The 23,628-nt window shown below is 42.9% G+C and carries 18 protein-coding genes; 9 read left to right on the plus strand and 9 right to left on the minus strand.

Features of this window, described 5'->3' with window-relative positions; genetic code table 11:
* Positions 1-106: 106 nt before the first annotated feature.
* A complete protein-coding gene (locus H3302_RS14055; protein ID WP_074989339.1) occupies positions 107-2,617 on the plus strand; it encodes a penicillin-binding protein 1A in 2,511 nt (836 codons plus the stop codon).
* An 85-nt stretch (positions 2,618-2,702) separates the two neighbouring features.
* Here the strand turns inward: H3302_RS14055 and metL are convergent, their stop codons facing one another.
* Together metL and metB are read right to left on the minus strand one after the other, a co-directional pair.
* Entirely contained in the window at positions 2,703-5,048 is a 2,346-nt protein-coding gene (gene metL / locus H3302_RS14060) for a bifunctional aspartate kinase/homoserine dehydrogenase II (RefSeq protein WP_074989338.1), read from the minus strand.
* A gap of 4 nt (positions 5,049-5,052) precedes the next feature.
* Positions 5,053-6,318, minus strand: a complete 1,266-nt coding sequence (metB, locus tag H3302_RS14065; RefSeq protein ID WP_074989337.1) for a cystathionine gamma-synthase — start codon at positions 6,316-6,318, stop codon at positions 5,053-5,055.
* A gap of 223 nt (positions 6,319-6,541) precedes the next feature.
* On the opposite strand from metB, the gene metJ reads away from it, so the two are divergent.
* Positions 6,542-6,862, plus strand: a complete 321-nt coding sequence (metJ, locus tag H3302_RS14070; RefSeq protein ID WP_036973203.1) for a met regulon transcriptional regulator MetJ — start codon at positions 6,542-6,544, stop codon at positions 6,860-6,862.
* A 122-nt stretch (positions 6,863-6,984) separates the two neighbouring features.
* Here metJ and H3302_RS14075 read toward each other — a convergent pair whose 3' ends face one another.
* Together H3302_RS14075 and rpmE are read right to left on the minus strand one after the other, a co-directional pair.
* Positions 6,985-8,226 carry a malic enzyme-like NAD(P)-binding protein gene (locus H3302_RS14075; RefSeq protein WP_065978294.1) on the minus strand — a complete coding sequence of 414 codons (1,242 nt, stop codon included), beginning with the start codon at positions 8,224-8,226 and terminating at the stop codon, positions 6,985-6,987.
* A gap of 524 nt (positions 8,227-8,750) precedes the next feature.
* Positions 8,751-8,966 carry a 50S ribosomal protein L31 gene (gene rpmE / locus H3302_RS14080; RefSeq protein WP_036973208.1) on the minus strand — a complete coding sequence of 72 codons (216 nt, stop codon included), beginning with the start codon at positions 8,964-8,966 and terminating at the stop codon, positions 8,751-8,753.
* 246 nt (positions 8,967-9,212) lie between these two features.
* On the opposite strand from rpmE, the gene priA reads away from it, so the two are divergent.
* From priA to H3302_RS14105, 5 genes are all read left to right on the plus strand, one after another.
* The gene (gene priA, locus H3302_RS14085) at positions 9,213-11,393 is read left to right on the plus strand and encodes a primosomal protein N' (RefSeq protein WP_075593951.1); all 2,181 of its coding nucleotides are present in this window, start codon (positions 9,213-9,215) and stop codon (positions 11,391-11,393) included.
* Positions 11,394-11,410: 17 nt separating this feature from the next.
* Positions 11,411-11,941 (plus strand): SPOR domain-containing protein, encoded by a 531-nt coding sequence (locus tag H3302_RS14090; RefSeq protein ID WP_065978292.1) that lies wholly within the window; start codon positions 11,411-11,413, stop codon positions 11,939-11,941.
* 80 nt (positions 11,942-12,021) lie between these two features.
* A complete protein-coding gene (gene hslV, locus H3302_RS14095) occupies positions 12,022-12,540 on the plus strand; it encodes an ATP-dependent protease subunit HslV (RefSeq protein ID WP_008115012.1) in 519 nt (172 codons plus the stop codon).
* Between the two features lie 11 nt (positions 12,541-12,551).
* Positions 12,552-13,880, plus strand: a complete 1,329-nt coding sequence (gene hslU / locus H3302_RS14100) for an HslU--HslV peptidase ATPase subunit (RefSeq protein ID WP_036973213.1) — start codon at positions 12,552-12,554, stop codon at positions 13,878-13,880.
* A 79-nt stretch (positions 13,881-13,959) separates the two neighbouring features.
* On the plus strand, positions 13,960-14,334 hold the full coding sequence (locus H3302_RS14105) for a gamma-butyrobetaine hydroxylase-like domain-containing protein (protein ID WP_074989335.1): 375 nt from the start codon (positions 13,960-13,962) through the stop codon (positions 14,332-14,334).
* A 73-nt stretch (positions 14,335-14,407) separates the two neighbouring features.
* On the opposite strand, the gene H3302_RS14110 is transcribed toward H3302_RS14105, so the two are convergent.
* The 3 genes from H3302_RS14110 to H3302_RS14120 form a co-directional block, all read right to left on the minus strand.
* The gene (locus tag H3302_RS14110; RefSeq protein ID WP_074989334.1) at positions 14,408-16,288 is read right to left on the minus strand and encodes a methyl-accepting chemotaxis protein; all 1,881 of its coding nucleotides are present in this window, start codon (positions 16,286-16,288) and stop codon (positions 14,408-14,410) included.
* A 105-nt stretch (positions 16,289-16,393) separates the two neighbouring features.
* Positions 16,394-17,443, minus strand: coding sequence for an MJ1255/VC2487 family glycosyltransferase (locus H3302_RS14115; protein ID WP_036973219.1), 1,050 nt, complete (start codon positions 17,441-17,443; stop codon positions 16,394-16,396).
* On the minus strand, positions 17,440-17,976 hold the full coding sequence (locus H3302_RS14120) for a phosphatase PAP2 family protein (RefSeq protein WP_065978289.1): 537 nt from the start codon (positions 17,974-17,976) through the stop codon (positions 17,440-17,442). The genes H3302_RS14115 and H3302_RS14120 overlap by 4 nt, the downstream gene beginning before the upstream one ends.
* A gap of 241 nt (positions 17,977-18,217) precedes the next feature.
* Between H3302_RS14120 and rraA the strand changes: the two genes are divergently transcribed.
* Together rraA and H3302_RS14130 are read left to right on the plus strand one after the other, a co-directional pair.
* Positions 18,218-18,718, plus strand: coding sequence for a ribonuclease E activity regulator RraA (rraA, locus tag H3302_RS14125; RefSeq protein WP_036973221.1), 501 nt, complete (start codon positions 18,218-18,220; stop codon positions 18,716-18,718).
* A gap of 5 nt (positions 18,719-18,723) precedes the next feature.
* The gene (locus H3302_RS14130; protein WP_074989333.1) at positions 18,724-19,773 is read left to right on the plus strand and encodes a formimidoylglutamase; all 1,050 of its coding nucleotides are present in this window, start codon (positions 18,724-18,726) and stop codon (positions 19,771-19,773) included.
* Positions 19,774-20,452: 679 nt separating this feature from the next.
* Here the strand turns inward: H3302_RS14130 and H3302_RS14135 are convergent.
* Positions 20,453-22,126 carry a GGDEF domain-containing phosphodiesterase gene (locus H3302_RS14135; protein ID WP_227006798.1) on the minus strand — a complete coding sequence of 558 codons (1,674 nt, stop codon included), beginning with the start codon at positions 22,124-22,126 and terminating at the stop codon, positions 20,453-20,455.
* A 120-nt stretch (positions 22,127-22,246) separates the two neighbouring features.
* On the minus strand, positions 22,247-23,488 hold the full coding sequence (gene hutI / locus H3302_RS14140; protein WP_036973224.1) for an imidazolonepropionase: 1,242 nt from the start codon (positions 23,486-23,488) through the stop codon (positions 22,247-22,249).
* Between the last annotated feature and the right edge of the window lie 140 nt (positions 23,489-23,628).

The raw sequence follows: 23,628 nt of genomic DNA on the forward strand, positions 1-23,628 counted from the left end.
AATAAACAAGTTATAATTTTTATCTGAAAAAATATTATTCATTTTTTAATCAATATATACTAGCAGTCTCCGATTCTAATTGGGAGTCCATTTAGGGAAAATATAAGTGATTTTATTAAAACGAACTTTACAATTTATTATCATCTGCTCATTTTTAGGACTAATCACTTTAGTCGGTCTATACTATTACGTTAAACCTGATATTCCTAGCGTTCAGGTACTGAAAGACGTTCAATTACAGACACCTATGCAAGTATTTTCTAGAGATGGTTTATTGATTAACCAATTCGGTGAAAAACGCCGCATTCCGGTCACAATCGATGAAATTCCCCAGCCTTTAATCGATGCTATTTTAGCAACTGAAGATAATCGATTTTATGAACATATTGGTATCGACCCTATCGGTATCATCCGCTCAGCCATTGTACTCATATCTACAGGAGAAAAGAAACAAGGCGCAAGTACTATAACAATGCAACTTGCCCGTAACTTCTTCTTAACTCGTGAAAAAGCATACATCCGTAAAGTGAAAGAGATCTTCATTGCTTTGCACATAGAAAGCATATTAAGCAAAGATGAAATTCTCGAATTATATTTAAATAAAATTGAATTAGGTAACCGCGCATTCGGTATAGGTGCTGCTGCACAAGTGTATTACGGTAAAGAACTGAATGAGCTTACACTGCCTCAAATGGCAATGATTGCAGGTCTCCCCAAAGCGCCTTCGGCTTTAAACCCCATTCGTAACCCTGCACGCGCAAAAAGTCGACGAAATGTTGTTCTTGGCCGTATGTTAACCGAAAAATATATTACCCAGAGTGAATACGAAGAAGCCATTAACGCACCAATTACCGCTAAATTTCATGGGGCAGAAATTGAAGTCTATGCACCGTATATCTCTGAAATGGTGCGTGCAGAAATGGTGGCCCGTTACGGCCACGAACGTGCATACAACACCGGTTTTAAAGTATACACCAGTGTTGAGTCTAATATTCAACAAGCAGCCCAAGATGCGCTCGTCGACAATCTACATGCCTACGATATGCGCCATGGATACCGAGGCGCCACCGCGCAGCTTTGGGATAGCAATACGGATAGTCCGCTTAGCGAAGACGCTATTTTAGATAAACTAAAAGACGTGAAAGAGTTTGGCCCTTTACGTGCGGGCGTAGTCACTAATGTTGCTGAGCAATCTGCGCAGGTATTACTAAAAAATGGCGAGCATATAACCCTTGAGTGGGATGGCCTAAAATGGGCACGTAAATACATTACCCGTTATCGCCAAGGTTTTGCACCGAAAACGGCCACCGAAATTCTCAATGCTGGCGAACAAATTTGGCTACGTAAGAATCCAGATGACAGTTATATTTTAAGCCAAGTACCCGAAGCATCAAGCGCCTTAGTATCACTTGACCCTCAAGATGGTCGCATAAAAGCCATTGTGGGAGGGTATAGTTTTGAGCAAAGCCAATATAATCGTGCAGTACAAGCTAAGCGCCAAGTAGGTTCGAATATTAAACCATTTATTTACTCAGCGGCGTTAGAAAATGGCTATACCTTAGCCTCAATCTTAAATGATGCCCCCATTAACCAATGGGACAAAAGCCAAGGTGTTGCATGGCGTCCTAAAAATAGCCCAGCAGTTTACAATGGCCCTATTCGTATTCGTCGTGCTTTAGCACAATCTAAAAACGTTATTTCAGTTCGGTTATTACGCGGTGTTGGTTTAGAGCGCACAGCAGATCATTTATTAAAGTTTGGCTTTTTGAATAGCGACATTAACCGCAGTGAGTCGCTGGCATTAGGGAGTGCCTCTATTACGCCTCTTGAGCTTGCACGCGGCATGAGTGCCTTTGCAAATGGAGGGCACTTAATTACGCCTTATTACATCTCTGAAATTCAAGATTCTGCTGGAACAACTTTATATAAAGCCACACCAGAGCTTGCCTGTGATACCCCAGAGCAAAAGGTCACGCCCGATTTTGCAACACTTGATGATAGCCAACTGGTGGCCACAGAATTAGAACACAATGCTCAGCCTCGCTGCGCGCCTCGTATCATCTCAAAACAAAATGCTTTCTTAATTTCGCAAGCAATGCACAGCGCAATTTGGGGTGGCGGAAGCTGGGCACATAAAACAGGTTGGAGTGGTACTGGCTGGCGTGCACAAGCGCTTGATCGCCGTGATCTAGCAGGTAAAACCGGAACCACGAATGACTCTGTTGATACATGGTTTAGTGGTTTTAATCGCAATGTACTGACCTCTGTGTGGGTTGGCTTTGATAACCCAGGCAACCCACTGGGTCGTTCAACCTACAACAGTAACCTTGATAAGTCACAAATATCAGGGGCTGAATCAGGCGCAAAAACGGCTCAACCAGCTTGGGTTGATTTTATGCGAGTTGCTTTAGATGGTATGCCTGAGGCACCGATTGAGTTTCCAGAAGGCTTAGTGTCTGTGCGCATTGATTTAGCAACAGGGTTACTGAGCCATAAAAATGATTACACCAGTCGCTTTGAGTACTTTATTAAAGGCACCGCTCCGACGAAGTATGTCCTTGAGCAACCGACTAATGTGTTTGAAGAGTCACTTTCTACAGAGGAAGAGCTGTTCTAAACAGTCTTTAACACCTTTATTAGACTAATAAAAAAGCGCCCATTGGGCGCTTTTTGCTTAGCTATTTAAACTAAGATCAGCAAAATTATTTTAAGTTATTCACTAACCAGTAAAGGTCTGAATGAACTCCCGCAGCAGTCACTTCTTTTCCTGCACCAGGGCCTTGAATGACGAGCGCGTTGTCTGTGTACCACTGCGAATTAATCACAAAAATATTATCACCCGGCTTTAAGCTAGCTAATACATCATCGTGTGCAACATTCACTAAGCCAACGGCTGCTTTCGCTTTACCATCAACGAGCGTAATTGCACCGGTGTAGCGAACAACTTTATTTTCGGCCTGTGCAATGGCAGCCTTTTCTTCGATGAATGCATCAAGCAAATGCCTGTTCGCAAGGAAGTCTTGCCAACTTCCTGTTGCCAGTTCTTCAGGCATCAATGGCGTTAATGCAATGTCATCAAGCTCTAAATCTAACCCTAAATCGCGGGCTAAAATAAGTAACTTGCGCTGCATATCTCGGCCAGATAAATCTTCACGCGGGTCAGGTTCGGTGTAGCCCATTTGCTGCGCTTGTAGCACAAGTTCAGTAAACGGAACGTTACCATCATAGCAACTGCACAACCACGACAGCGTCCCCGAAAAAACCCCTTCTATACGATGAATACTATCACCACTATTTTGTAAGTCTGCCAATGCAAAGTTAATTGGTAAGCCGGCCCCTACACTGGTGTTATAACGCCACAACAAATTACGCTCAGCTAAATTAGAGCGCAATGTTTGATACCAATCATTTGCCGCTGTGCCTGCATATTTATTGGCACTAATTAAATGACAATTAAGCTCAACGAGTGCTGGGTATAATTGGCTAAACGCTTCACTGGCGGTGATATCAATCACCACTTTGTGTTCGTAATCAAGTTCGCTAATACGTGTTAGCAGTGTTTCTTTATCGTAGTGTTGGGCTTCACTTTGCCACTGCGCTTGCCACGTTTCTGTGTTCAAGCCACTGGCACTAAATAGCATTTGTTTTGAGCGTAATAATGCCACGACTTTAATCTGGTAATGAGCTGATAACCTAACAAACTGAGCCTGTAACTGTGATAGAAAGACTTCACCAACATTACCCAGCCCAGCCACGATAATAGCCAGTTCTTGACCCTTGTTGACCAATTTATCATGCAACAGGGTCAGTACATCGCTGTCTATAGCTTGATCGTTTAGTAGCAACACATACTGCTGATCTTGTTGTACAAAGCGTGGATGAATACTTTGCTCTTTAAGGAGCGAAATTGCTTGTTCAGCTAACTGGCTCACATCGCTACTTGGTGCCACAACCGCGCAGCCGCTTAAATTAGATTCAACAATATTAGCCCGCCCAGCAAGGTGACTCACCACTTGATGAGTACTGTGCCCTGGTACCAGCAAATAGGTATCACCTTCTTTCACAAAATGATGCAAACTGTGCTGAATTAGCTGACTCAGCTCCCCCACTTCACCTGTGCTTAGCGTATCAACACGCAGTAAATCGATATTATCTAAGGTCGTAATAAAACGCTTCGCCTTGCTATACCCTTCTTTTACAACCTCAGTTGGGCTGGCATCACAATCAAAGCTACTTCTTACAACAAGTTTAATGTCGCTGTCTTTAAGCGGTGATAAGGTTTTTGCATGTAAAACAGGGTTACCTAAGCGAGCCAATAAATTAGCTTGCTCTCGGCACACTTTTGCGTATTTAACGGCGTTTTTCACCTTACGAGGGTCTGTACTGAATACACCTTGGGTATCAGTCCAAATAGACACTTGCTTGGCAAAGGTATAGCTTGCTAACAAGGTCGCACTGTAGTCACTGCCATTACGACCCAGTGTTACCGTCTTACCCTGACAATCTGCAGCGATAAAGCCTGTCACCACATTGATCTTTACTTTACTGATCGCATCGGTGCATTGCTGTTGATTCTTTTGATGCAATAGTTGGCCATCATTTAATGTAAATAACTGCCGTGCATCCACATCCTGTGCTGCCACACCCAGCTGATTTAGATAGCCCGCTAATAAACGCGCAGACCATACTTCTCCATGTGCTAGCAACACGGCTTCTTGTAGTTGCTGTTTAGCAATAAGTATATTTAATAGCGCCAGCTCATCTTTTAATTGTGCCAATGCCTGCTGCTTGTTTTTTGCTACTAACAGCTGCTCTATTAAGGCGCGCTGATTATTATCAATCAGCAATAAAATATCACTAACCGCTTGGTTATCTTGCTGTTGATAACTTTGCCAAAGTTTTACCAAGGTGTCGGTTGTTTTGCCCGATGCAGACACCACCACACAATCACCTTGCTGCGTATTTGCTAAAACAATATTTGCCACAGCATGATAACGCTCTGCAGAGCTTAAGCTTGAGCCACCAAATTTATGAACAATATTTACCATTTTTCTACCACAATGCCGTATGTGCTGGCGTTAACTTAAAAGTGCTGCTTTGTTGCGTATTGGCTTGCGTGTGCGTTTGCTTCGCGTTGCTCTGAGTGGCTTGCTGCCCCTGACCTGGTTTAACTAAATTGAAAACACGGTCTAAATCGGCAATTAAATCTTTTACATCCTCAATGCCAACAGAGATACGAATTAACGTATCACCCACCCCTGCTTCTAAGCGAGCTTTTGCCTCCATTCCAGCATGAGTCATGGTCGCAGGGTGACAAATTAAACTCTCAACGCCCCCCAATGATTCGGCTAAGCTAAACTCTTTAAGGCCTGTTAGAAAAGCCGCAGCATCATTAATGTCGCCTTTAATATCAAAACTCACCATGCCACCAAAACCGCGTTGCTGTGCTTTAGCGAGCGCATGCTGAGGATGAGAAGCGAGACCGGGATAATATACTTGGCTCACAAACGGTGAATCTTCTAAATATTCTGCAATTGCAAACGCATTCTCTTGGTGCTGTTTTAAACGCACATTTAAAGTGCGTAAACCACGCAGAGTAAGATAACTATCAAACGGTGCACCCGTAATACCAATATTATTTGCCCACCAAGCCAGTTCATCACCCAACTCTTGCGTTGCTGCAATAACAGCACCGCCAACCACATCAGAGTGACCGTTAATGTATTTAGTCGTTGAATGCACGACTATATCAACACCAAACTCAATCGGGTTTTGCAAGGCCGGCGATAAAAACGTGTTATCAGCCGCAACAAGTGCACCGGATTGTTTAGCAATGGCGGTAATCGCTTTAATATCTGTTAGGCGTAAAATGGGGTTACTGGGTGTTTCAATCCAGATCAGTTTAGGTTTTATCGCTAAGATTTCTTGGTGATTTTCAGCTTTTGTTAAATCAAGCACTTTTAGTTTCAGTAAACCGCGCTTCTCTAATGAGGTAAATAAACGATAGCTACCGCCGTAACAGTCATGTGGAATAACCAAGGTATCATCGCTATTCAAAAGCTGTGTCGTTAAGTGAACAGCCGCCATGCCTGTCGCAGTAATAATGCCTTTAGCTCCGCCCTCTAGTTCAGCGAGTGTTTCGGCTAAAATATCACGGTTAGGGTTACCACTGCGGCCATAGTCATATTGGCGCTTAGTATCAAAATCAGCGAACGAATAAGTGGTTGATAAGTAAATTGGTGGAACGACTGCACCGTGGTGTTTATCGGCTTCAATGCCATGACGAACAGCAATCGTCGCTTTATTTTTTTCACTCATTTCATCACCTACTTAGAATTGGATGTTTAGACGTCTAAAAGGTTAGATGATCAAATATGAGAAGTCAAAGCATTTATCGCCATTACATAGAAGTTTATACATTTACACGACTAGATGGCTAAATAACTAGTATTTGACTATCTTTTTTAAAGCGATAGAATTTCCGCATCTTGCGCTGTGGATAAGGCGTAAACAACTGACAACCGAGGCAACGAAACAACTTATGGCTAAATGGAACGGTGAATACATTCACCCATATGCAGAACACGGTAAAAAATCAGAGCAAGTAAAAAAAATTACCGTATCAATTCCGCTGAACGTATTAAAAGTATTAACTGATGAGCGCACGCGTCGTCAGATTAATAATCTTCGTCATGCCACTAACAGTGAGCTACTGTGCGAAGCCTTTTTACACGCTTTTACAGGTCAACCATTACCGAATGATGACGACCTTCGTAAAGATAACCCTGAAAAAGTACCTGAAGAAGTAAAAAGAATTATGCAAGAAATGGGGTTAGATATCCCCGTACTTGATTCAGAGTAAATATTTCGGCCACCGGATCGTAGCCGATTTCTCAGACATAAAAAAACTCAGCCTTGGCTGAGTTTTTTATTTGCAGTTAGTTATACCTACCCGCTTAATCAAACGAATAGGTACCTAATTATTTAACGCATGTAGTTTTCTGGCATGTCAATTTGCGCCACACCAGACTCAACGGCTGCTTCTGCAACAGCACGTGCAATACGTGGTAATAAGCGTGGGTCCATTGGTTTTGGAATAATGTACTCAGCACCAAACTCAAGTGAATCAACACCCGACGCCTTAAGCACTTCGTTAGGCACAGGCTCTTTCGCAATACTACGAATAGCATGCACCGCTGCAATTTTCATTTCATCATTGATTGATGTCGCACGCACATCAAGCGCACCGCGGAAAATGAATGGGAAACACAATACATTATTAACCTGATTAGGGTAATCAGAACGCCCTGTTGCCATAATTAAATCATTACGTGCACCGTGTGCAACAGCTGGCGCGATTTCTGGATCAGGGTTTGAACATGCAAAAACCACCGGCTTATCTGCCATCAGTTTTAAATCTTCAGCGGTTAATAAGTTAGGGCCAGATACACCAACAAATACATCAGCATCGGCTATCACATCTTGCAAAGTGCGCTTATCGGTATTGTTAGCAAATAGCAATTTATACTCGTTTAAGTCATCTCGACGTGTATGGATCACGCCTTTGCGGTCAAGCATATAAATGTGCTCACGCAATGCACCACATTTAATAAGTAGTTCCATACATGCAACCGCTGCTGCACCGGCACCTAAACACACGATAATCGCGTCTTCGATATCTTTACCCTGTACTTCAAGCGCATTTAGCATGCCTGCTGCTGTTACGATTGCAGTACCATGTTGGTCATCGTGGAAAACAGGGATGCTACAACGCTCAATAAGCGCTTTTTCAATTTCGAAACACTCTGGCGCTTTAATATCTTCTAGGTTGATACCACCAAACGTATCGGCAATATTTGCAACAGTATTAATGAAGTCTTCTGTCGTGCGGTGTTTTACTTCGATATCTATCGAGTCTAAACCTGCAAAGCGTTTAAATAAAAGTGCTTTACCTTCCATCACAGGTTTTGATGCAAGCGGACCTAAATTGCCTAAGCCTAAAATTGCGGTACCGTTTGAAATAACCGCAACCATATTACCTTTGCCGGTGTATTTATAGGCATTTGCTGGATCGGCTGCTATCTCACGGACGGGCTCTGCGACACCTGGACTATATGCTAGAGCGAGATCATTAACCGTTTCTGCTGGTTTAGTTAGTTCTACACTAATTTTACCTGGAACGGGGTGAGCGTGGTAATGTAATGCTTGTTCACGAAAATCTGACATAACGCGATAGTATCCTGCAATAAGTTAAAAAGTGAGAGGGCTTGCATCTGTACGATACCTGTAATATATAAAAATTCCAAGTATTATCAGGTCTATCCTGTTATATGCTATATCGCTTAATTTTAAAGGATTTCCCAACAATTTCTGCACATAGTTTTAATTCACAACAGATAAAAATTCATCTATTTGTGGCCATTTAAGCACCTGTTTTTGTATTTTATAGGCACGAACACAGCAAATAACCGAAACTTAGCAAAATGAGCAACTTTAACGAACTTAACAGCATTTATAGGTGAAGTTCATATAAATTGTTACTTTTTACAACTTTTGGAATCATTTATATCATTCAAAATATAGCGAAGGGATCACTATTTGTCTGCATTATTAGCGATATATTGGGCATAACAAGCAGAAATAGTTATGCACATAAAGCGTGTAGGCATGGGATATAAAAAAGAATGGGTCTGAATTTCAGGCATAAAAAAAGCACCCAAAGGGTGCTTCTTTCAACTAAACAGCAGATATTACTTCTTGCTGCTAAGTGCACCGAAGCGCTTGTTGAAACGATCAACACGGCCGCCAGTGTCTAAAATCTTTTGCTTACCAGTGTAAAACGGGTGACACTCAGAACATACGTCTAAGTGGATGTCTTTACATAAAGTAGAGCTAGTTTCGAATTTGTTACCACATGAACAAGTTGCAGTGATAGCTTCGTACTTAGGGTGAATACCTTCTTTCATAGGAACCTCTAGTTAAGGCCGCATCGCTCTCCAAACCCGAAGTCTGGCACCATACGTCGTTAATACAATTAATAGGTCGCGTATTTTATAGCTCAAGCAGCCTCTCGACAAGCTTTAAATTCATCTTTAGCTAAAAAAATAAACAAGTCATCAAACGTTCAGTATTTGTTGGTAGGTTTTTAGCACTAATTTTAGTACATTAGCAACACACGCTATTTTTTCTATTCTTAATTCAGTTGAGTTGTTATGCACTTTGTAGAAGTTGCCATAAAAGTCCCTTTACAGCGTACCTTCGATTATAAAGTTGAGCAGCTGCTACATAGCCCTGAGCTGCGAGTAGGCATGCGTGTGCGTGTGCCTTTTGGCTCTCAAAAAAAGATAGCAGTCGTACTGGCAATCAAAACCAGTACCGATGTACCCGAAGATAAAATTAAAGCCATTATTGATGTTATAGACGATGCCCCTATTTTATCTGAGCAACACTTAGCACTGCTAAAATTTACTGCTCGCTATTACTGCTACCCACTTGGTGAAACAATTCATACAGCGCTTCCAGCGGCACTACGCCAAGGTGAATGCCCAGACAAAACCAGTATAAATATGGTTGAACTCACCGACAAAGGTGCAAAATTACCTTCACTCAAAGCAAAAACACAACTTAATTTGCTGAAGCAGCTAGCGCAGTCAGGCAAGTCATCTTTAACCGAATTAAAAGCACTCGGCTTTAATAAAAAAACCATTGATAGCTTGCTCGAAAAAGAACTCATTAAACAGTTTATCGAACATGATAACCAATGGCAGCAACGCGCCCCAACAATTGGCAGTAAACCAACCCTAAACAAAGAACAAGCCGTTGCATGCACAACGATTAATCAAGCAAGTGGGTTCACCTGTTTTTTACTTGAAGGCGTTACCGGCAGTGGTAAAACAGAAGTGTATTTACAGTGCCTTGAAGAGGTTCTAAAAAAAGGCCAGCAAGCACTGGTGTTAGTGCCCGAAATTGGGCTAACACCACAAACCGTTAATCGTTTTCGCCGTCGCTTTCCCGATACCCCTATTATGCTTTGGCATTCAGCATTAACCGACAACGAGCGCTTGCAAACATGGCGTTTCTGCGAAAAAGGCAGCTGCGCCATTGTTATCGGCACCCGTTCGAGTATTTTCTTACCTTTTTTATCACTTGGTATGATCATTGTTGATGAAGAGCACGACAGCTCGTTTAAGCAACAAGATACGCTGCGTTATCATGCTCGCGATTTAGCAGCCTACAGAGCTTATCAACAGCAAATACCCTTGATACTAGGTAGCGCAACTCCCGCTCTCGAAACGTTACATAAAGCAATAAATAACAAGTACCAACTATTGAGCTTAACGGAGCGTGCGCAAACCAGCACTGATAACCAATTTCACTTAATGGATATGAAAGGCCAACCCGAACAAGCCGGTATTGCCCATGCAAGTTTGGCCTATATGCGTCAACATCTTGAGCGCGGCAAGCAAGTCATGGTGTTTTTAAATCGACGCGGCTTTTCTCCCACACTCATATGTCATGAGTGTGGCTGGTTAAGTGAGTGCTCACGTTGCAGTACCAGTGCCACATTCCACAAAGCAATTGGACAAATGATCTGCCATCATTGCTCCGAGCAGCATGCAGTGCCCCATCAATGCCCCGATTGTGGCAGCACACAGATTTTTCCTAATGGTAAAGGCACGGAACAAATTGAAGAGTTTTTAGCAGAAACTTTCCCTGATATACCCATTAGCCGCATTGACCGAGATTCAACTCGTCGTAAAGGCAGCTTAGAAAAAGCCCTCGACGACATAAATCAAGGGGGGGCGCGTATTTTGGTGGGCACGCAAATGCTTGCGAAAGGCCATCATTTTGCCGATGTCAGTTTAGTGCTTATTTTAGATGTTGATAGTGGTTTGTACTCGTGTGATTTTCGCGCTACAGAACATTTAGCACAGCTTGTCACTCAGGTTGCAGGCCGTGCAGGACGCAGTGGTGAACCGGGACAAGTACTGTTACAAACTCACTTTCCTGAGCACCCACTATTGCAAGATTTAGTGAATAATGGCTATCAAGATTTTGCGCGCTATGCCCTTGCAGAACGAGAAGATGCTCAGCTCCCCCCCATAACAAACATGGCAATTGTGCGTGCCGAAGGACATAACATAAATCAAGTCATGGATTTTTTAACTGATTTGGTTCCTGTCCAGAACATATCTGGTATACAATTGCTCGGACCGATCCCTGCGCCATTGGAGCGTGTAGCAGGTAAATATCGGTTTCAGTTACATATTCAAGCGCTGGAGCGCTCCCACTTACACCAATATTTAGCGCAAATGGTTGACTATATAAGCACCAGTAAATTAGCGCAAAAGGTGCGTTGGAGCTTAGACGTTGATCCAATAGATATGATTTAAAGGCCAATAAAAAAGTCATGGCACAACACGATTACATAAATAAAAAACCATCAAATCGAAATAATAAAAAACAAGCCCCGGCAAAAAAGCCGTTCCCTATTGTTCTTGTCTTTGTCGCCCTTATTTTGCTGGGTGGGTTTGGGTATGGTTTATGGTATATCAAACATAATGCCGATCCTGAACTTGTTGAGCAGCAAGCTAATCCAACAAAATCAGAAGAAGAAAAGGTTATTCCAAAACCGAAACCACCCGAGTTTATTAAAGAAATAAAAGAACACGAAATTCAGGTTGAAGTAAAAGAGATTGAGCAAAAAGGCCCTTATGTAATGCAATGCGGCTCTTTTAGAACGCTGGAACAAGCTCAAACCTTAAAAGCGAAGATTGCATTTGCAGGCTTAGTGTCTGAAGTTAAACGCGTAGAAGGCAGTAATGGCATTTGGTATAAAGTGCGTTTAGGCCCTTACGAAACCAAACGTCTGGCAGAAAGCGACAAAAACAAACTCAAGCGCATTAAAATAATGGGCTGTGGAATTTGGCTTTGGACTTGATTTTAGCTCATTCACCCATATAAACACCTCATCAATCGCTTTTTACGAGCGGCTTCGCCGCTCGATGATGAGGAATAATCATGACTACTATTGTAAGTGTTCGCCGCGACGACAAGGTCGTTATTGGTGGCGATGGCCAGGTTTCACTTGGTAACACCGTAATGAAGGGCAACGCCCGCAAAGTTCGACGTCTTTATAATGGCAAAGTAATCGCTGGTTTTGCTGGCGGTACTGCTGATGCCTTCACCCTTTTCGAACGCTTTGAAAGCAAACTAGAAATGCACCAAGGTAACCTCACCAAGGCCGCAGTAGAAATGGCCAAAGATTGGCGAAGTGACCGCGCACTCAGAAAGCTTGAAGCGCTACTGGCCGTTGCTGACGAAACCGCCTCGTTGATCATCACCGGTAATGGTGACGTAGTACAACCAGAGAACGACCTTATCGCCATTGGCAGTGGTGGTAACTTCGCACAATCTGCTGCGACAGCCCTGCTTGAAAATACCGACCTAAGTGCCCGTGAAATTGTAGAGAAAAGCCTAACAATTGCAGGCAACATCTGTGTATTCACGAATAATTTCCAAACTATTGAAGAATTGTAATAGGAACTGCCATGTCTGAGATGACTCCAAGAGAAATCGTTCACGAGCTTGATCAACACATTATTGGCCAAGCAAAAGCTAAAAAAGCAGTTTCAATCGCACTGCGTAATCGCTGGCGTCGCATGCAGCTTAGCGACGAATTACGCGCTGAGGTTACGCCAAAAAATATCTTAATGATTGGCCCTACCGGTGTCGGTAAAACCGAAATTGCACGTCGCCTTGCTAAACTAGCTAATGCGCCTTTCATTAAAGTCGAAGCAACAAAATTCACTGAAGTGGGTTATGTTGGTAAAGAAGTTGAGACGATCATTCGTGATCTAGTTGATATCTCAATCAAAATGACCCGTGAACAACAAACCAAAAAATTCAAGCACCGAGCTGAAGAAGCGGCAGAAGAGCGTATTCTCGACGCCCTACTACCACCAGCACGTGATACGTTTGGTGAATCACGTTCTGATGAAAACTCTTCGACACGTCAGTCGTTCCGTAAAAAGTTACGTGAAGGCCAATTAGACGATAAAGAAATCGATATTGATGTTGCACAAGCACAGCCTAACGTTGAGATCATGGCTCCGCCTGGTATGGAAGAAATGACCAACCAGTTACAAAGCATGTTCCAAAACATGGGCGGTGATAAGCGCAGTAAGCGCAAGCTGAAAATCAAAGAAGCTTTCAAGCTATTAGTTGAAGAAGAAGCCGCTAAACTTGTTAACCCTGAAGAGTTAAAAGAGCAAGCTATCTTTGCTGTAGAGCAAAACGGCATCGTATTTATCGACGAAATCGATAAAATCTGTAAGCGTGGCGAAGCGTCAGGCCCAGATGTAAGCCGCGAAGGTGTTCAACGCGATTTACTGCCATTAATCGAAGGCTCAACAGTGAGCACTAAACACGGTATGGTTAAGACTGACCACATGTTATTTATTGCATCTGGTGCATTCCAAATGGCAAAACCGTCAGACATGATCCCAGAGCTACAAGGTCGTTTACCGATTCGCGTAGAGCTAGAAGCGTTAACCGCCGATGACTTTAAACGTATCCTTACAGAGCCACATGCATCGCTTACAGAGCAGCAACGCGAACTGTTGAAAACAGAGCAGGTTAACGTTGATTTCACTGAAGACGCAATTGAGCGTATTGCTAAAGCCGCATGGCAAGTAAACGAAAAAACCGAAAACATCGGTGCACGTCGCTTACACACTGTGATGGAAAAGCTAATGGAAGAAATTTCATTCGATGCTTCTGAAAAAGCGGGTTCAACGCTCACAATTGATGCTAATTACGTCGAGCAGCACCTAGGCGCATTGGTTGAAGACGAAGATTTAAGTCGCTTTATTCTTTAATCACTAAATTATCGTTATAATTAAAAGCCTCCTGTTGGAGGCTTTTTTGTTAGCTTAAAAATCAATGATAGGGTTTACTATGAAAGAAGTGACGAAAGTGCATTATCACAGCGTAAGCAAAGTACTAGACGTTTACTTTGACGATGAGTCGAGTGCTTGCTTTAGTGCAGAGTTCTTACGTGTTCACTCACCCTCAGCCGAAGTACAAGGCCATGGTAATGAGCCCATGAAGCTGGTACTAAATAAGCACCAAGTAAGCATTAGCAAAATTGAGCCAGTTGGTCATTATGCGCTTCGTTTAGTATTTAGCGATAATCACAACAGCGGCTTATACAGCTGGCATTATTTAGCCGATTTACAGGCTAATAAAGACTCACTTTGGCAACAATACCAAACCCGTGTCCATGAGCACGAAGCGAATAAAGACAGCGTACCAATAAAGTTTGTACCTTAGTTTTATTAGCGCCACCTAAAACAAAAAAGCGCGACAAAATTGCGCGCTTTTAAATTTATCTGTTACTGAATCCCTACACTTTAAACTTATCAATTGCTTGGTACAGCACGCGAGCCTGCTCAGAGACTTCCTCGCTGGTTTGTGCATTAGTGACTGCATGTCCAGAGGCTTGTTGAGCAATATCTCGAATACGCACCACGTTTTTGTTAACCTCAGAAGCCACCTGACTTTGCTCGTCAATCGCCGTCGCAATGTGCGTACTCATATCCATAATCGTTTGCACGTCTTCAGTGATAGAGCGTAGTAACTCACCTGCTTTCGTTGCCTGAGCGGCACTTTCGCCACCTTGATTACGGCACTGCTGCATAATACTGACAACTTCTCGGGTACGCCCTTGCAAGGTCGTAATAATGCTTTCAATTTCTTGAGTTGAGTCTTGTGTACGTTGTGCAAGCGAGCGAACTTCGTCAGCAACCACAGCAAAACCGCGTCCCTGTTCACCGGCCCTCGCCGCTTCGATTGCAGCATTCAGTGCGAGTAAATTCGTTTGTTCAGCAATGCCACGGATCACATCAAGCACCGAGCCAATCGTTTCGGCATCTTTTTCTAATTGCGACACAACACTCGAAGCATTTCCAAGCGACTCAGATAAATGATTAATCTGTACGACCGTTGACTCAACTTCTGAGCGACCTTGTTGGGCACTTAAATTGGTTGACTCTGCTTTTTTAGCCGCTGCTTCGGTATTATGCGAAATATCTTGAATGGTTGCCTGCATTTCAGTTGCAGCAGTTGCAACCATATCGGCTTCATGCAGCTGCTCTTGCATACCCGAACTGGTTGCTGATGTGGTTTCTGATAAATGTTCAGTCGCGATATTAAGCGTACTCAGTGCCGTGTTAACTTCGTAAATCAGCTTTTTAAAATCACCAATTAAGCTGTTAAAATCAACCGTCATAATCGTCACTTCGTCTTTGCCCGACTGCTCAATCGAAATACTTAAATCGTTACTACGACGAATCTCATTAATTGTATGGTATACACGCTCAATAGGCTGAATAATTGAACGGCTGGTAAAGTAAACCAAAATCATCACAACAGCACTTGCAATAATAAACACCATTAAAGCAATTAACTGTGCTTGCGATGCGCTTGATTCAACAAATGTTTTTGTCTCATCGGTCAGTTCAGAAACAATGGCATCACTCATCTCAACGCTTTGCTTCATTTTACCCAAGGCACCCGAATCTAAGTCTAGACCGAGTAAGACTTGTGCATCGACGAGTGCTTTAAATTTAGTTTGATAGGTCGACAAAAGAGCCAGTAATTGACTTTCGTAGTTACCATCAAGCTCAGCTACTTTAATGGCGGACTCAAAATCAGCGACTAATTCATCAAACTTGGTCAGATATTTTGTGTCAAATCGCAGCATAAAATCTTTTTCGGCGCGGCGTAACTGCAACATGTAAGTGAGTAAACGGTAATCTTCGCGCTCACTTAATAGTGTTTCGACTTGATGCACAGCGTTACGCAAATCACCATAAAGCGCATCTTTTGGGTGTAAACCTATTTGTTTTTGTAACTCTACAACGCTGTTAAAATCATCGTAGTACACTTTAGCTAGACGTCTAAACTCGCCTAACTTATCTGTGTTCATCGATAAATCGTTTAGCAATTCATCTAATCGCGCCATTTTTGTTTTAAGTTGTGTGTACTCATTTTCAAATAAGCTAAGGCTGTTTACATCTTTGTAAAACAGAAAGTTTTTCTCATGCTTACGCATAGAAAGCTCATGAATATCAAGCTCCTCCGCATTTTGAATTGTCTCATTGAGTTTTAGCATCGTGCGAGACTCAAAGATAATGACACATAGCATCACAATCATTGCAAGACCAACAACTAACGCGTTTAATTGTAAACGACGTTTTATAGTTAAGTTTTGTAATACATTCATTCAGAGCGCCCTATAGATACATGCATATAAGAGTATAGCTAAACTATTTAAAGCAGCTAATAAAAGTAGCTAATGTTGCCGGGCATTGTCGTTGATACGAATGGTTTAAACAATAACTTTTTTTTCAATATCAACCTGTTGCCACAAGTGGTAGTGCAATTTATCTAGTTGTTGCCATTGTCTTTTTTGTAACCAGTCAACCAAAGGAGCCGGATCGCTAGGAAAATTCAGTTTTCTGTTTTGTGCTGATTGCAGCCAGTCATCCATGGCATAGGGATTTAAATAGCTCATGACATGCGCCGCCCCCATTGACAATAAAGTCTGTGCATTTATGCCTTGCTCAAATTGCTTACCAAGCGGCTTTAACAGCAGCTTTTTACCCAATTGCAAGGCCTCACTGGCCAGTTCAAATCCAGCATTTCCTATCACTCCCCCCGCATTGGCAAGATCATTTAAAAAACCGACGCGTGATGGTGATCTTAAGTGAATATTTCCAATTGATGAGTTTTCTGCATCAGGGTGGTAGCAATAGAATTCGCGCTCGGGAAAGTCTTTTAGGTAGTCGACTACACTGTCTAAGTTTTCGAATGGTAAATAAACTAACACCTTATTTTCAACCATGACAGGATTATTATGCTGATGAGCCGCAATAAACGGAGGAATAATATTTTTTGCATAAGGTTGCCAATGCACACCTAAATAAACATTAGCGGGCGCATAATGACGAATTAACGCTCTTCTGAAAAATGAGCGACCAAACATCGGCACTTTATCTGACAAAAATGCCGCCTGATGACTCATACCAATAACCGGCACCCCCTGCTGTTTAGCCGCCCATGCTGTGATCGGCTCAAAATCATTAAACACCAAATCATAGTGACGTAAATCAAGGCTTTTTATATCTTTGATTAACTGCAATGGCCGAGCATTTTTGAGTGTTTTTAAGCTATCAACTTGCCCCGATTTACTGGTAAACGATAAACCACGAAACGCTCGGTAGTTAGCAAATTCATCCATATCGAAGTAATCGTGCTCACGGCGGCCCGAAAACACATAATCAACATCGACACCTAATGCATTGAATGTTGTTGCCATAACCCGAGCTCGTGTTATGTGACCATTCCCTGTACCTTGAATACCGTACAAAATTCTCATATATATTCCACCACCATCACAGCAAGCACAGCGCAACTCGACCCTATCACCGCACCAACAATCACATCGGCTGGATAATGCACGCCCACGACAACCCGTGAAGCCGCAACGCCTGCCGCCCAGATAAACCACACAGCCATAAAAGCAGGGAAGTACATCGTTAAAATAGTCGCAACAACAAACGCACCAGCACTGTGCCCCGAGGGCAAACTAAACTTATCACTGGGCACCAGGTAAGCCCCTTGCACTAAACAATCACAAGGCCTGACTCGAGCAATGCGTTTTTTAGCCAAAAAATAAATGGGTCGCTCTATAGCAAAGCCAACCAACAGGCTCAAGGCAAACTGCTGGAAATGTAATTGTTCGCTGAACCACCAAAACCCCACAAATAACATCAGGTATAGCCCACCATCGCCGGTTTTTGATAGACCGATTGCTGAGCGTCTAAGCCAATTAGGCGATGCATCGTTAAATACGCTTAAAAACAACTGTTCATCCACTTTTGCTAACTTCGTCAGTATGTTATTTGCCATGGCCAAGCTCCTTGTCATACTTTGTGTCTGTTTTTAATACAAACATGACCTCTTTATAAGAGGGCTACTCATCTCAGCTTAGGTGTTAAAAATAACAATTAGGTGACGCTTTTGAGACACTAATGTTGCGGTGAGTTGATTCCTTTGATTTAAAGTAATAAACACGTATTAAGTCGTTGTTATTGAGTTGTATCAGGGTATACTGAGTACTAAACAGACAGTCTCTTTAGAGGATGAAAAAATGGATTACAGCACTTCTGATTTATGCGACCACTTTGCCGATGTGGTTGATGTGCTCGAACCTATGTTTATCAATTTTGGTGGACGCCCAAGTTTCAGTGGTCGAGTTAGAACCGTAAAATGTTTTGAGAACAATGAGCTGATCCGCGAAATATTATCAACAGATGGTACCGACAGTGTACTGTTAATTGATGGTGGTGGTTCAACCCGCCGCGCACTAATTGATATTGAGCTGGCTGAAATCGCATTAGAAAATAACTGGCAAGGTATTATTGTATATGGTGCTATTCGCCATGTTGATGACCTTGAAGAATTAGATTTAGGCATTCAAGCAATTGCGTCTATTCCTGTTGCTGCCGACAGTGAAGGAGCCGGTGAAGACGGCATTGGCGTTAATTTTGCGGGTGTCTCATTCTTTGATGGTGACTTTGTTTACGCTGATAGCACCGGCATTATATTATCTGCTGATGAATTAGAGTTCGACGTAATAGAAGAAGACTAAACTCGGTGACTGACTACCTTAAAATTTATGATGAAGCGGCGGTTAAACATTTATGTGTCCGCCGCGCCAACGAACAGAAAGCGTGGCAAGCCCTCGCCCTCCTCGATACACACACAAACGCACCTCAAGCCCTTATCGATGCAAAACAATTCGGCATTCGCTATGTACTCGTTGGCGTGTGTGAAGATATTGGTCCCCGTGCTAATTTAGGCAATGGCGGTTCGCATCAAGCATGGCAAGCTTTTTTAAAGCGCTTTCTTAATCAAACTCATAATCAATTTCTAAATCATGAACGCGTGTTATTACTCGGCGAAGTGGAACTTGATGATTTAAACCAGCAAGCCGCTCACCTCGATAACAAAAACGACGCTGACTTAGCTCAGCTGCGCCAACTTTGCGCAGATATCGACACCCGCGTTGAGCGCGTACTGGCGATGATCTTTGCTGCAGGTTTAGAACCTATTGTCATTGGTGGGGGCCATAATAACTGCTTAGGAATTTTACGTGCGTTAAGTAAACAGCACGCTAAGCCTGTTAATGCCATTAACTTAGACCCACATGCAGATTTTAGAGAGTGTGAAGGTCGCCACAGTGGTAACGGCTTCAGGTACGCCTATTCTGAAAGTCACCTTGCGCAATATCATGTAATCGGTTTGCACGAATTTAAAAATAACCAAGCAATTCTGAATGCTCTCAAAGATGCAAACTTCTTGTTTGATAGCTACCAAGATATTCAAGTGCGTCGCACTATCGACCTTTCAACGGCCTGCAAACAGGCGCTTGCTCGCTTTGACAGCGCCCCCCTTGGCGTGGAAGTAGACCTTGATAGTATTTCACTCATGCCGGTAAGCGCCTACACAAACTGTGGTTTTAGTGTCAGTGATGCTGAGCATTTTGTGCATTTAGCTGCTAGGCATGTTCATGCCAGCTACCTGCATTTATGTGAAGGTGCACCATCGCAACACCCCGTAGGGTTAGAGGCAGGAATAAACGATGCTGGGCAAATCATCACCGCATTAGTTAATGCTTACTTGCAAGCAAGAGAAAGCCTGTAATAAAACGCGCCAAAAGCCGGGTGAGTAACCTCGTTTTTAGGCGCCATGCATGCATGGCGCGTTTGCGCGAAATAAATTTAACGCCTACATTAAACCGTAGGCGTTATGCTTGCATGGCGCGTTTGCGCAGCAACATCTTTTATAAGATTCACGGCTAAAGCCCTTCCTACAAGTGATACACTTCACACGTGGGAGGCGTTTTAACGCCGAAAAGCAAACCTGTTCAGCGGCATTAAACAACCATCTCGATTTAGCTGTACTAGCTCGCATCTCGCTTTTCGTAACTCGTTGCTTGTAACCCTTCGCGCGAAATAAATTTCACGCCTACAAGAGATACACACTTCACACGTGGGAGGCGTTTTAACGCCGAAAAAGTAAAGCTATTTAGTGGTATTAAACAACCTTCTCAATTTAGCTGTACTAGCTCGTATATCGCCTTTCGTAACTCGTTGCTTATGACCCTTTCACGGCTAAAGCCCCTCCTACAAGTGATACACACTTCACACGTGGGAGGTGTTTTAACGCCGAAAAAGTAAAGCTATTCAACGACATTAAACAACCTTCACGGTATAGCTCGCATCTCGCTTTTCGTAACTCGTTGCTTGTAACCCTTTTCGCGCGAAATAAATTTCACGCCTACATTAAACTGTAGACGGCATGTTTGCATGGCGCGTTTGCACTATTCACGTTCTAGCCGCCATTGTTTTAACCAAGACATCATTCCCACACTGCTCAGCGGGTAACTAAAATAATAACCTTGCGCGGCATATGTATTAAGTGATTTAACAAACTTCAGTTGCTCGAGTGTTTCAACACCTTCACAAATTACTTTAGCATTATTTTGCGTGTGCATATCGACCATACCCGATACTAAGCTGCGCACTTGGGCTTGATGCGCAAAGTCTGCGGTTAATGACGGTGCAACTTTAATGTATTCAACATTAAGGTTAGGTAACTTAGCCAACCAAACGGGGCTGTCTCCCAAGCCATCAACACACACTTTTATACCAATACTATTAAGCCGCGCGACCATGGCTTTACCTTGGTCATCTAACCCCATGAATAAGTCTAACGGACACTCTATAATTAAATCTCCGGGCTCTAAGCGATGCTCAGTTGCGATGCGGTCTACAAACTCTATAAACTCTTCATGAAGCATTTCAGGGCCAAACACATTGATACTCAATGGTAATTGAATGCCTTCCATACGTAAGGCCATTGCAAGCTCTGCGGCACGCTCAATGACAAACGCAGCAACCGGATACCCAAGCCCCGCAACGCGAATATCATCAATAAACTTATTGGCCGCTAATATGCCTTGTTTGGGGTGTTGCCAACGCAGTAAGAGTTCTAAAAACTCAATATGTTCATCACTATTACGAATCACGGGTTGAAAATACAGTTCAAGCTCACTGGCAAAATCAAGATGAGCAAGTTCACGTAATCGGGCTTGTTGCTCTAACTGTTCGATCATCATTTGTGATTGATACGGCACTATCGCTTTATCTGGGTTTGAATCAAGTGCAAGGTAAGCAAAAGAGATTAAATTATCAAAACTGTGATCAGGGTCGTTACAATTCACATAACTGGCACGCACTTTAACTTCAATGGTGCAATTGGCCACATTGAACGGCTTTAATGTCACTTGCCTTATTTGGCTAATTAATTGTTCATGAAGGTGCTTTTGCTCTTCAACCGCGCAAATAAACGCAAAGTTTAATCCACCTAAATGAGCCAGCTTATCGACGCCCCCTGAGCGCCCTTTCATATTCAGAACTGCATCTGAGGTGAGCTGCTGTTTGATACGATTGGCCGATTGAGCCAGTAATAAATCACCAAAGTCACGACCTATGTGCTGGTTAACGGTTTCGAATCCTTCGAGGCGAATCACAACCAGCACACAGTTTTTTGAATGCGCTTCACTGTATACTGCGAAGCTTTTTTCTAATCCTTTGCGATCGGGAAGCTCTTTTAGCGGGGTTTTATCTAAATCGTCGTGGCGGCTAGGTTCAACGGGAACCTCTTCGTCTTCTGCGGGCTCTTCGTAATTAAAAAAGCCTGACACACTGAGTATAACCACCGACAATACTAACCAATAAAAGGCAATATCAAGTAAAAAATGCGCAGAAAATAACACGGCAAAACAGAGTGCTGCCGACACACTGAGTGTGATTGCTAACCAGTTTGTCGTTCTAAATGCTTGCCACAGATGAAAGCACAGGCTTATGGCCAGTAATAAAATAAGCCAAGGTGACCCTACACTCAGGATTGCTAAGCCTAATACGCCATTAACGACTAGGCTTAACCTTAATACGGGATGATGGGTTACACACAAGGCACATATCATTGCCATAAAAACGGCACCAGCTAAAAAAACTGGTACAACATCACTACTTAAATTTACGAGGCTCGCAGTACTGCTCGCTAAACTGGCAATTAATGACATGTAATCCAAAATGCGTAAAAACTCTCTCTAACTTAGTCTACCCAAAATCCACAGATTTAACAGTTTATTTACGCCAAATTGGTAACTTAATTGCGCAGGATGGGATATTTGCCAATGGGCAATATCGGCACGCGCACCAACTTTAAGCACACCACGATCACTAAGACCTAATGCCCCCGCTGCATTACGTGTTACCCCAGCTAATGCTTGCTCTGGTGTCATACGGAAAATAGTACATGCCATATTCATCATTAAGTGCAATGAACACAAAGGTGAAGTACCTGGGTTAAAGTCAGTAGAAATTGCGATAGGCACGTGGTATTGCTGTAGTAATTCAATCGGCGGGTATTTTGTTTCACGTAAAAAGTAAAAGGCACCCGGCAAGAGCACCGCCGTCGTGCCAGCGCTAGCCATTGCTTTAATACCCGCTTCATCAAGGTGTTCAATATGATCAGCGGATAAACCATTAAACTCGGCAACTAACGCAGCACCATGTTGATTAGATAACTGCTCAGCATGAAGCTTCACTGGCAGGTTATGCTTTTTAGCCGCTTCAAAAACGCGTCGAGTTTGCTCGTTACTGAAACCTACATTTTCACAAAAAGCATCAACGGCGTCAGCAAGGTTTCCTGCAACCACTTGTTCTAACATCTCGCCGCAGACAAGCTCAATATACTCATCGCTTCGGCCTTTGTATTCTGGCGGTAACGCATGAGCACCTAAGAATGTTGTCTTCACATCGACAGGGTGGTTTTCACCTAATAAGCGAGCAACTTCAAGTAATTTAATTTCGTTTTCACAATCTAAACCATAACCAGACTTAATTTCTACGGTAGTCACCCCTTCGCCATACAACGCATTTAGGCGCTCTTTCGCTGCAACAAATAGTGTTTCATGGTCGGCTTCGCGTGTGGCGCGAACCGTACTGGCAATGCCGCCACCGTTTGCTGCAATTTGCTCATAGCTCACACCTTGCAAACGTTGTTCAAACTCCTCTGCACGGCTACCAGCAAATACAAGGTGAGTGTGACAATCAATTAACCCTGGTGTTAACCATTGCCCTTTTGCAGATACTGTTGGGGTTGCTAACACATCAAATTGTGGCAAGTCAGCCTGTGATCCTAGCCATGCTATTTTGCCGTCTTTTACAGCAATTGCAGCGTGTTCAAGCGCACCATATGGTGCATCAATTGCAGGGTCCATCGTCGCGATATTGGCATCTGTGATCAATAAATCCCAGTGTGCGTGATCATTATTCGTTGTGTGCATTTTTCACCTATACTGATGCGTCGGGTTTGGTCGTTTGAACCCTGTAACTTGAAATTGTTTAAAGTTTAACAACTCACCTTGTATATACAAGAAAATTATGCCACCTTGAAACACACTAAAAAGTTACCAATAACGTTCTC

The sequence above is a fragment of the Pseudoalteromonas sp. MT33b genome, assembly GCF_014117385.1.
GTDB classification, from domain to species: Bacteria; Pseudomonadota; Gammaproteobacteria; order Enterobacterales; family Alteromonadaceae; genus Pseudoalteromonas; species Pseudoalteromonas lipolytica.

Bases quoted from the DNA above. Each gene is read 5' to 3' on its own strand.
- metL (WP_074989338.1), bottom strand. From the start codon at position 5,048: ATGGTAAATATTGTTCATAAATTTGGTGGCTCAAGCTTAAGCTCTGCA.
- hslV (WP_008115012.1), top strand. From the start codon at position 12,022: ATGACTACTATTGTAAGTGTTCGCCGCGACGACAAGGTCGTTATTGGT.
- H3302_RS14120 (WP_065978289.1), bottom strand. From the start codon at position 17,976: ATGGCAAATAACATACTGACGAAGTTAGCAAAAGTGGATGAACAGTTG.
- metJ (WP_036973203.1), top strand. From the start codon at position 6,542: ATGGCTAAATGGAACGGTGAATACATTCACCCATATGCAGAACACGGT.
- H3302_RS14090 (WP_065978292.1), top strand. From the start codon at position 11,411: ATGGCACAACACGATTACATAAATAAAAAACCATCAAATCGAAATAAT.
- metB (WP_074989337.1), bottom strand. From the start codon at position 6,318: ATGAGTGAAAAAAATAAAGCGACGATTGCTGTTCGTCATGGCATTGAA.
- H3302_RS14135 (WP_227006798.1), bottom strand. From the start codon at position 22,126: ATGGCAATGATATGTGCCTTGTGTGTAACCCATCATCCCGTATTAAGG.
- priA (WP_075593951.1), top strand. From the start codon at position 9,213: ATGCACTTTGTAGAAGTTGCCATAAAAGTCCCTTTACAGCGTACCTTC.
- H3302_RS14075 (WP_065978294.1), bottom strand. From the start codon at position 8,226: ATGTCAGATTTTCGTGAACAAGCATTACATTACCACGCTCACCCCGTT.
- H3302_RS14105 (WP_074989335.1), top strand. From the start codon at position 13,960: ATGAAAGAAGTGACGAAAGTGCATTATCACAGCGTAAGCAAAGTACTA.
- rraA (WP_036973221.1), top strand. From the start codon at position 18,218: ATGGATTACAGCACTTCTGATTTATGCGACCACTTTGCCGATGTGGTT.
- hutI (WP_036973224.1), bottom strand. From the start codon at position 23,488: ATGCACACAACGAATAATGATCACGCACACTGGGATTTATTGATCACA.
- hslU (WP_036973213.1), top strand. From the start codon at position 12,552: ATGTCTGAGATGACTCCAAGAGAAATCGTTCACGAGCTTGATCAACAC.
- H3302_RS14110 (WP_074989334.1), bottom strand. From the start codon at position 16,288: ATGAATGTATTACAAAACTTAACTATAAAACGTCGTTTACAATTAAAC.
- rpmE (WP_036973208.1), bottom strand. From the start codon at position 8,966: ATGAAAGAAGGTATTCACCCTAAGTACGAAGCTATCACTGCAACTTGT.
- H3302_RS14115 (WP_036973219.1), bottom strand. From the start codon at position 17,443: ATGAGAATTTTGTACGGTATTCAAGGTACAGGGAATGGTCACATAACA.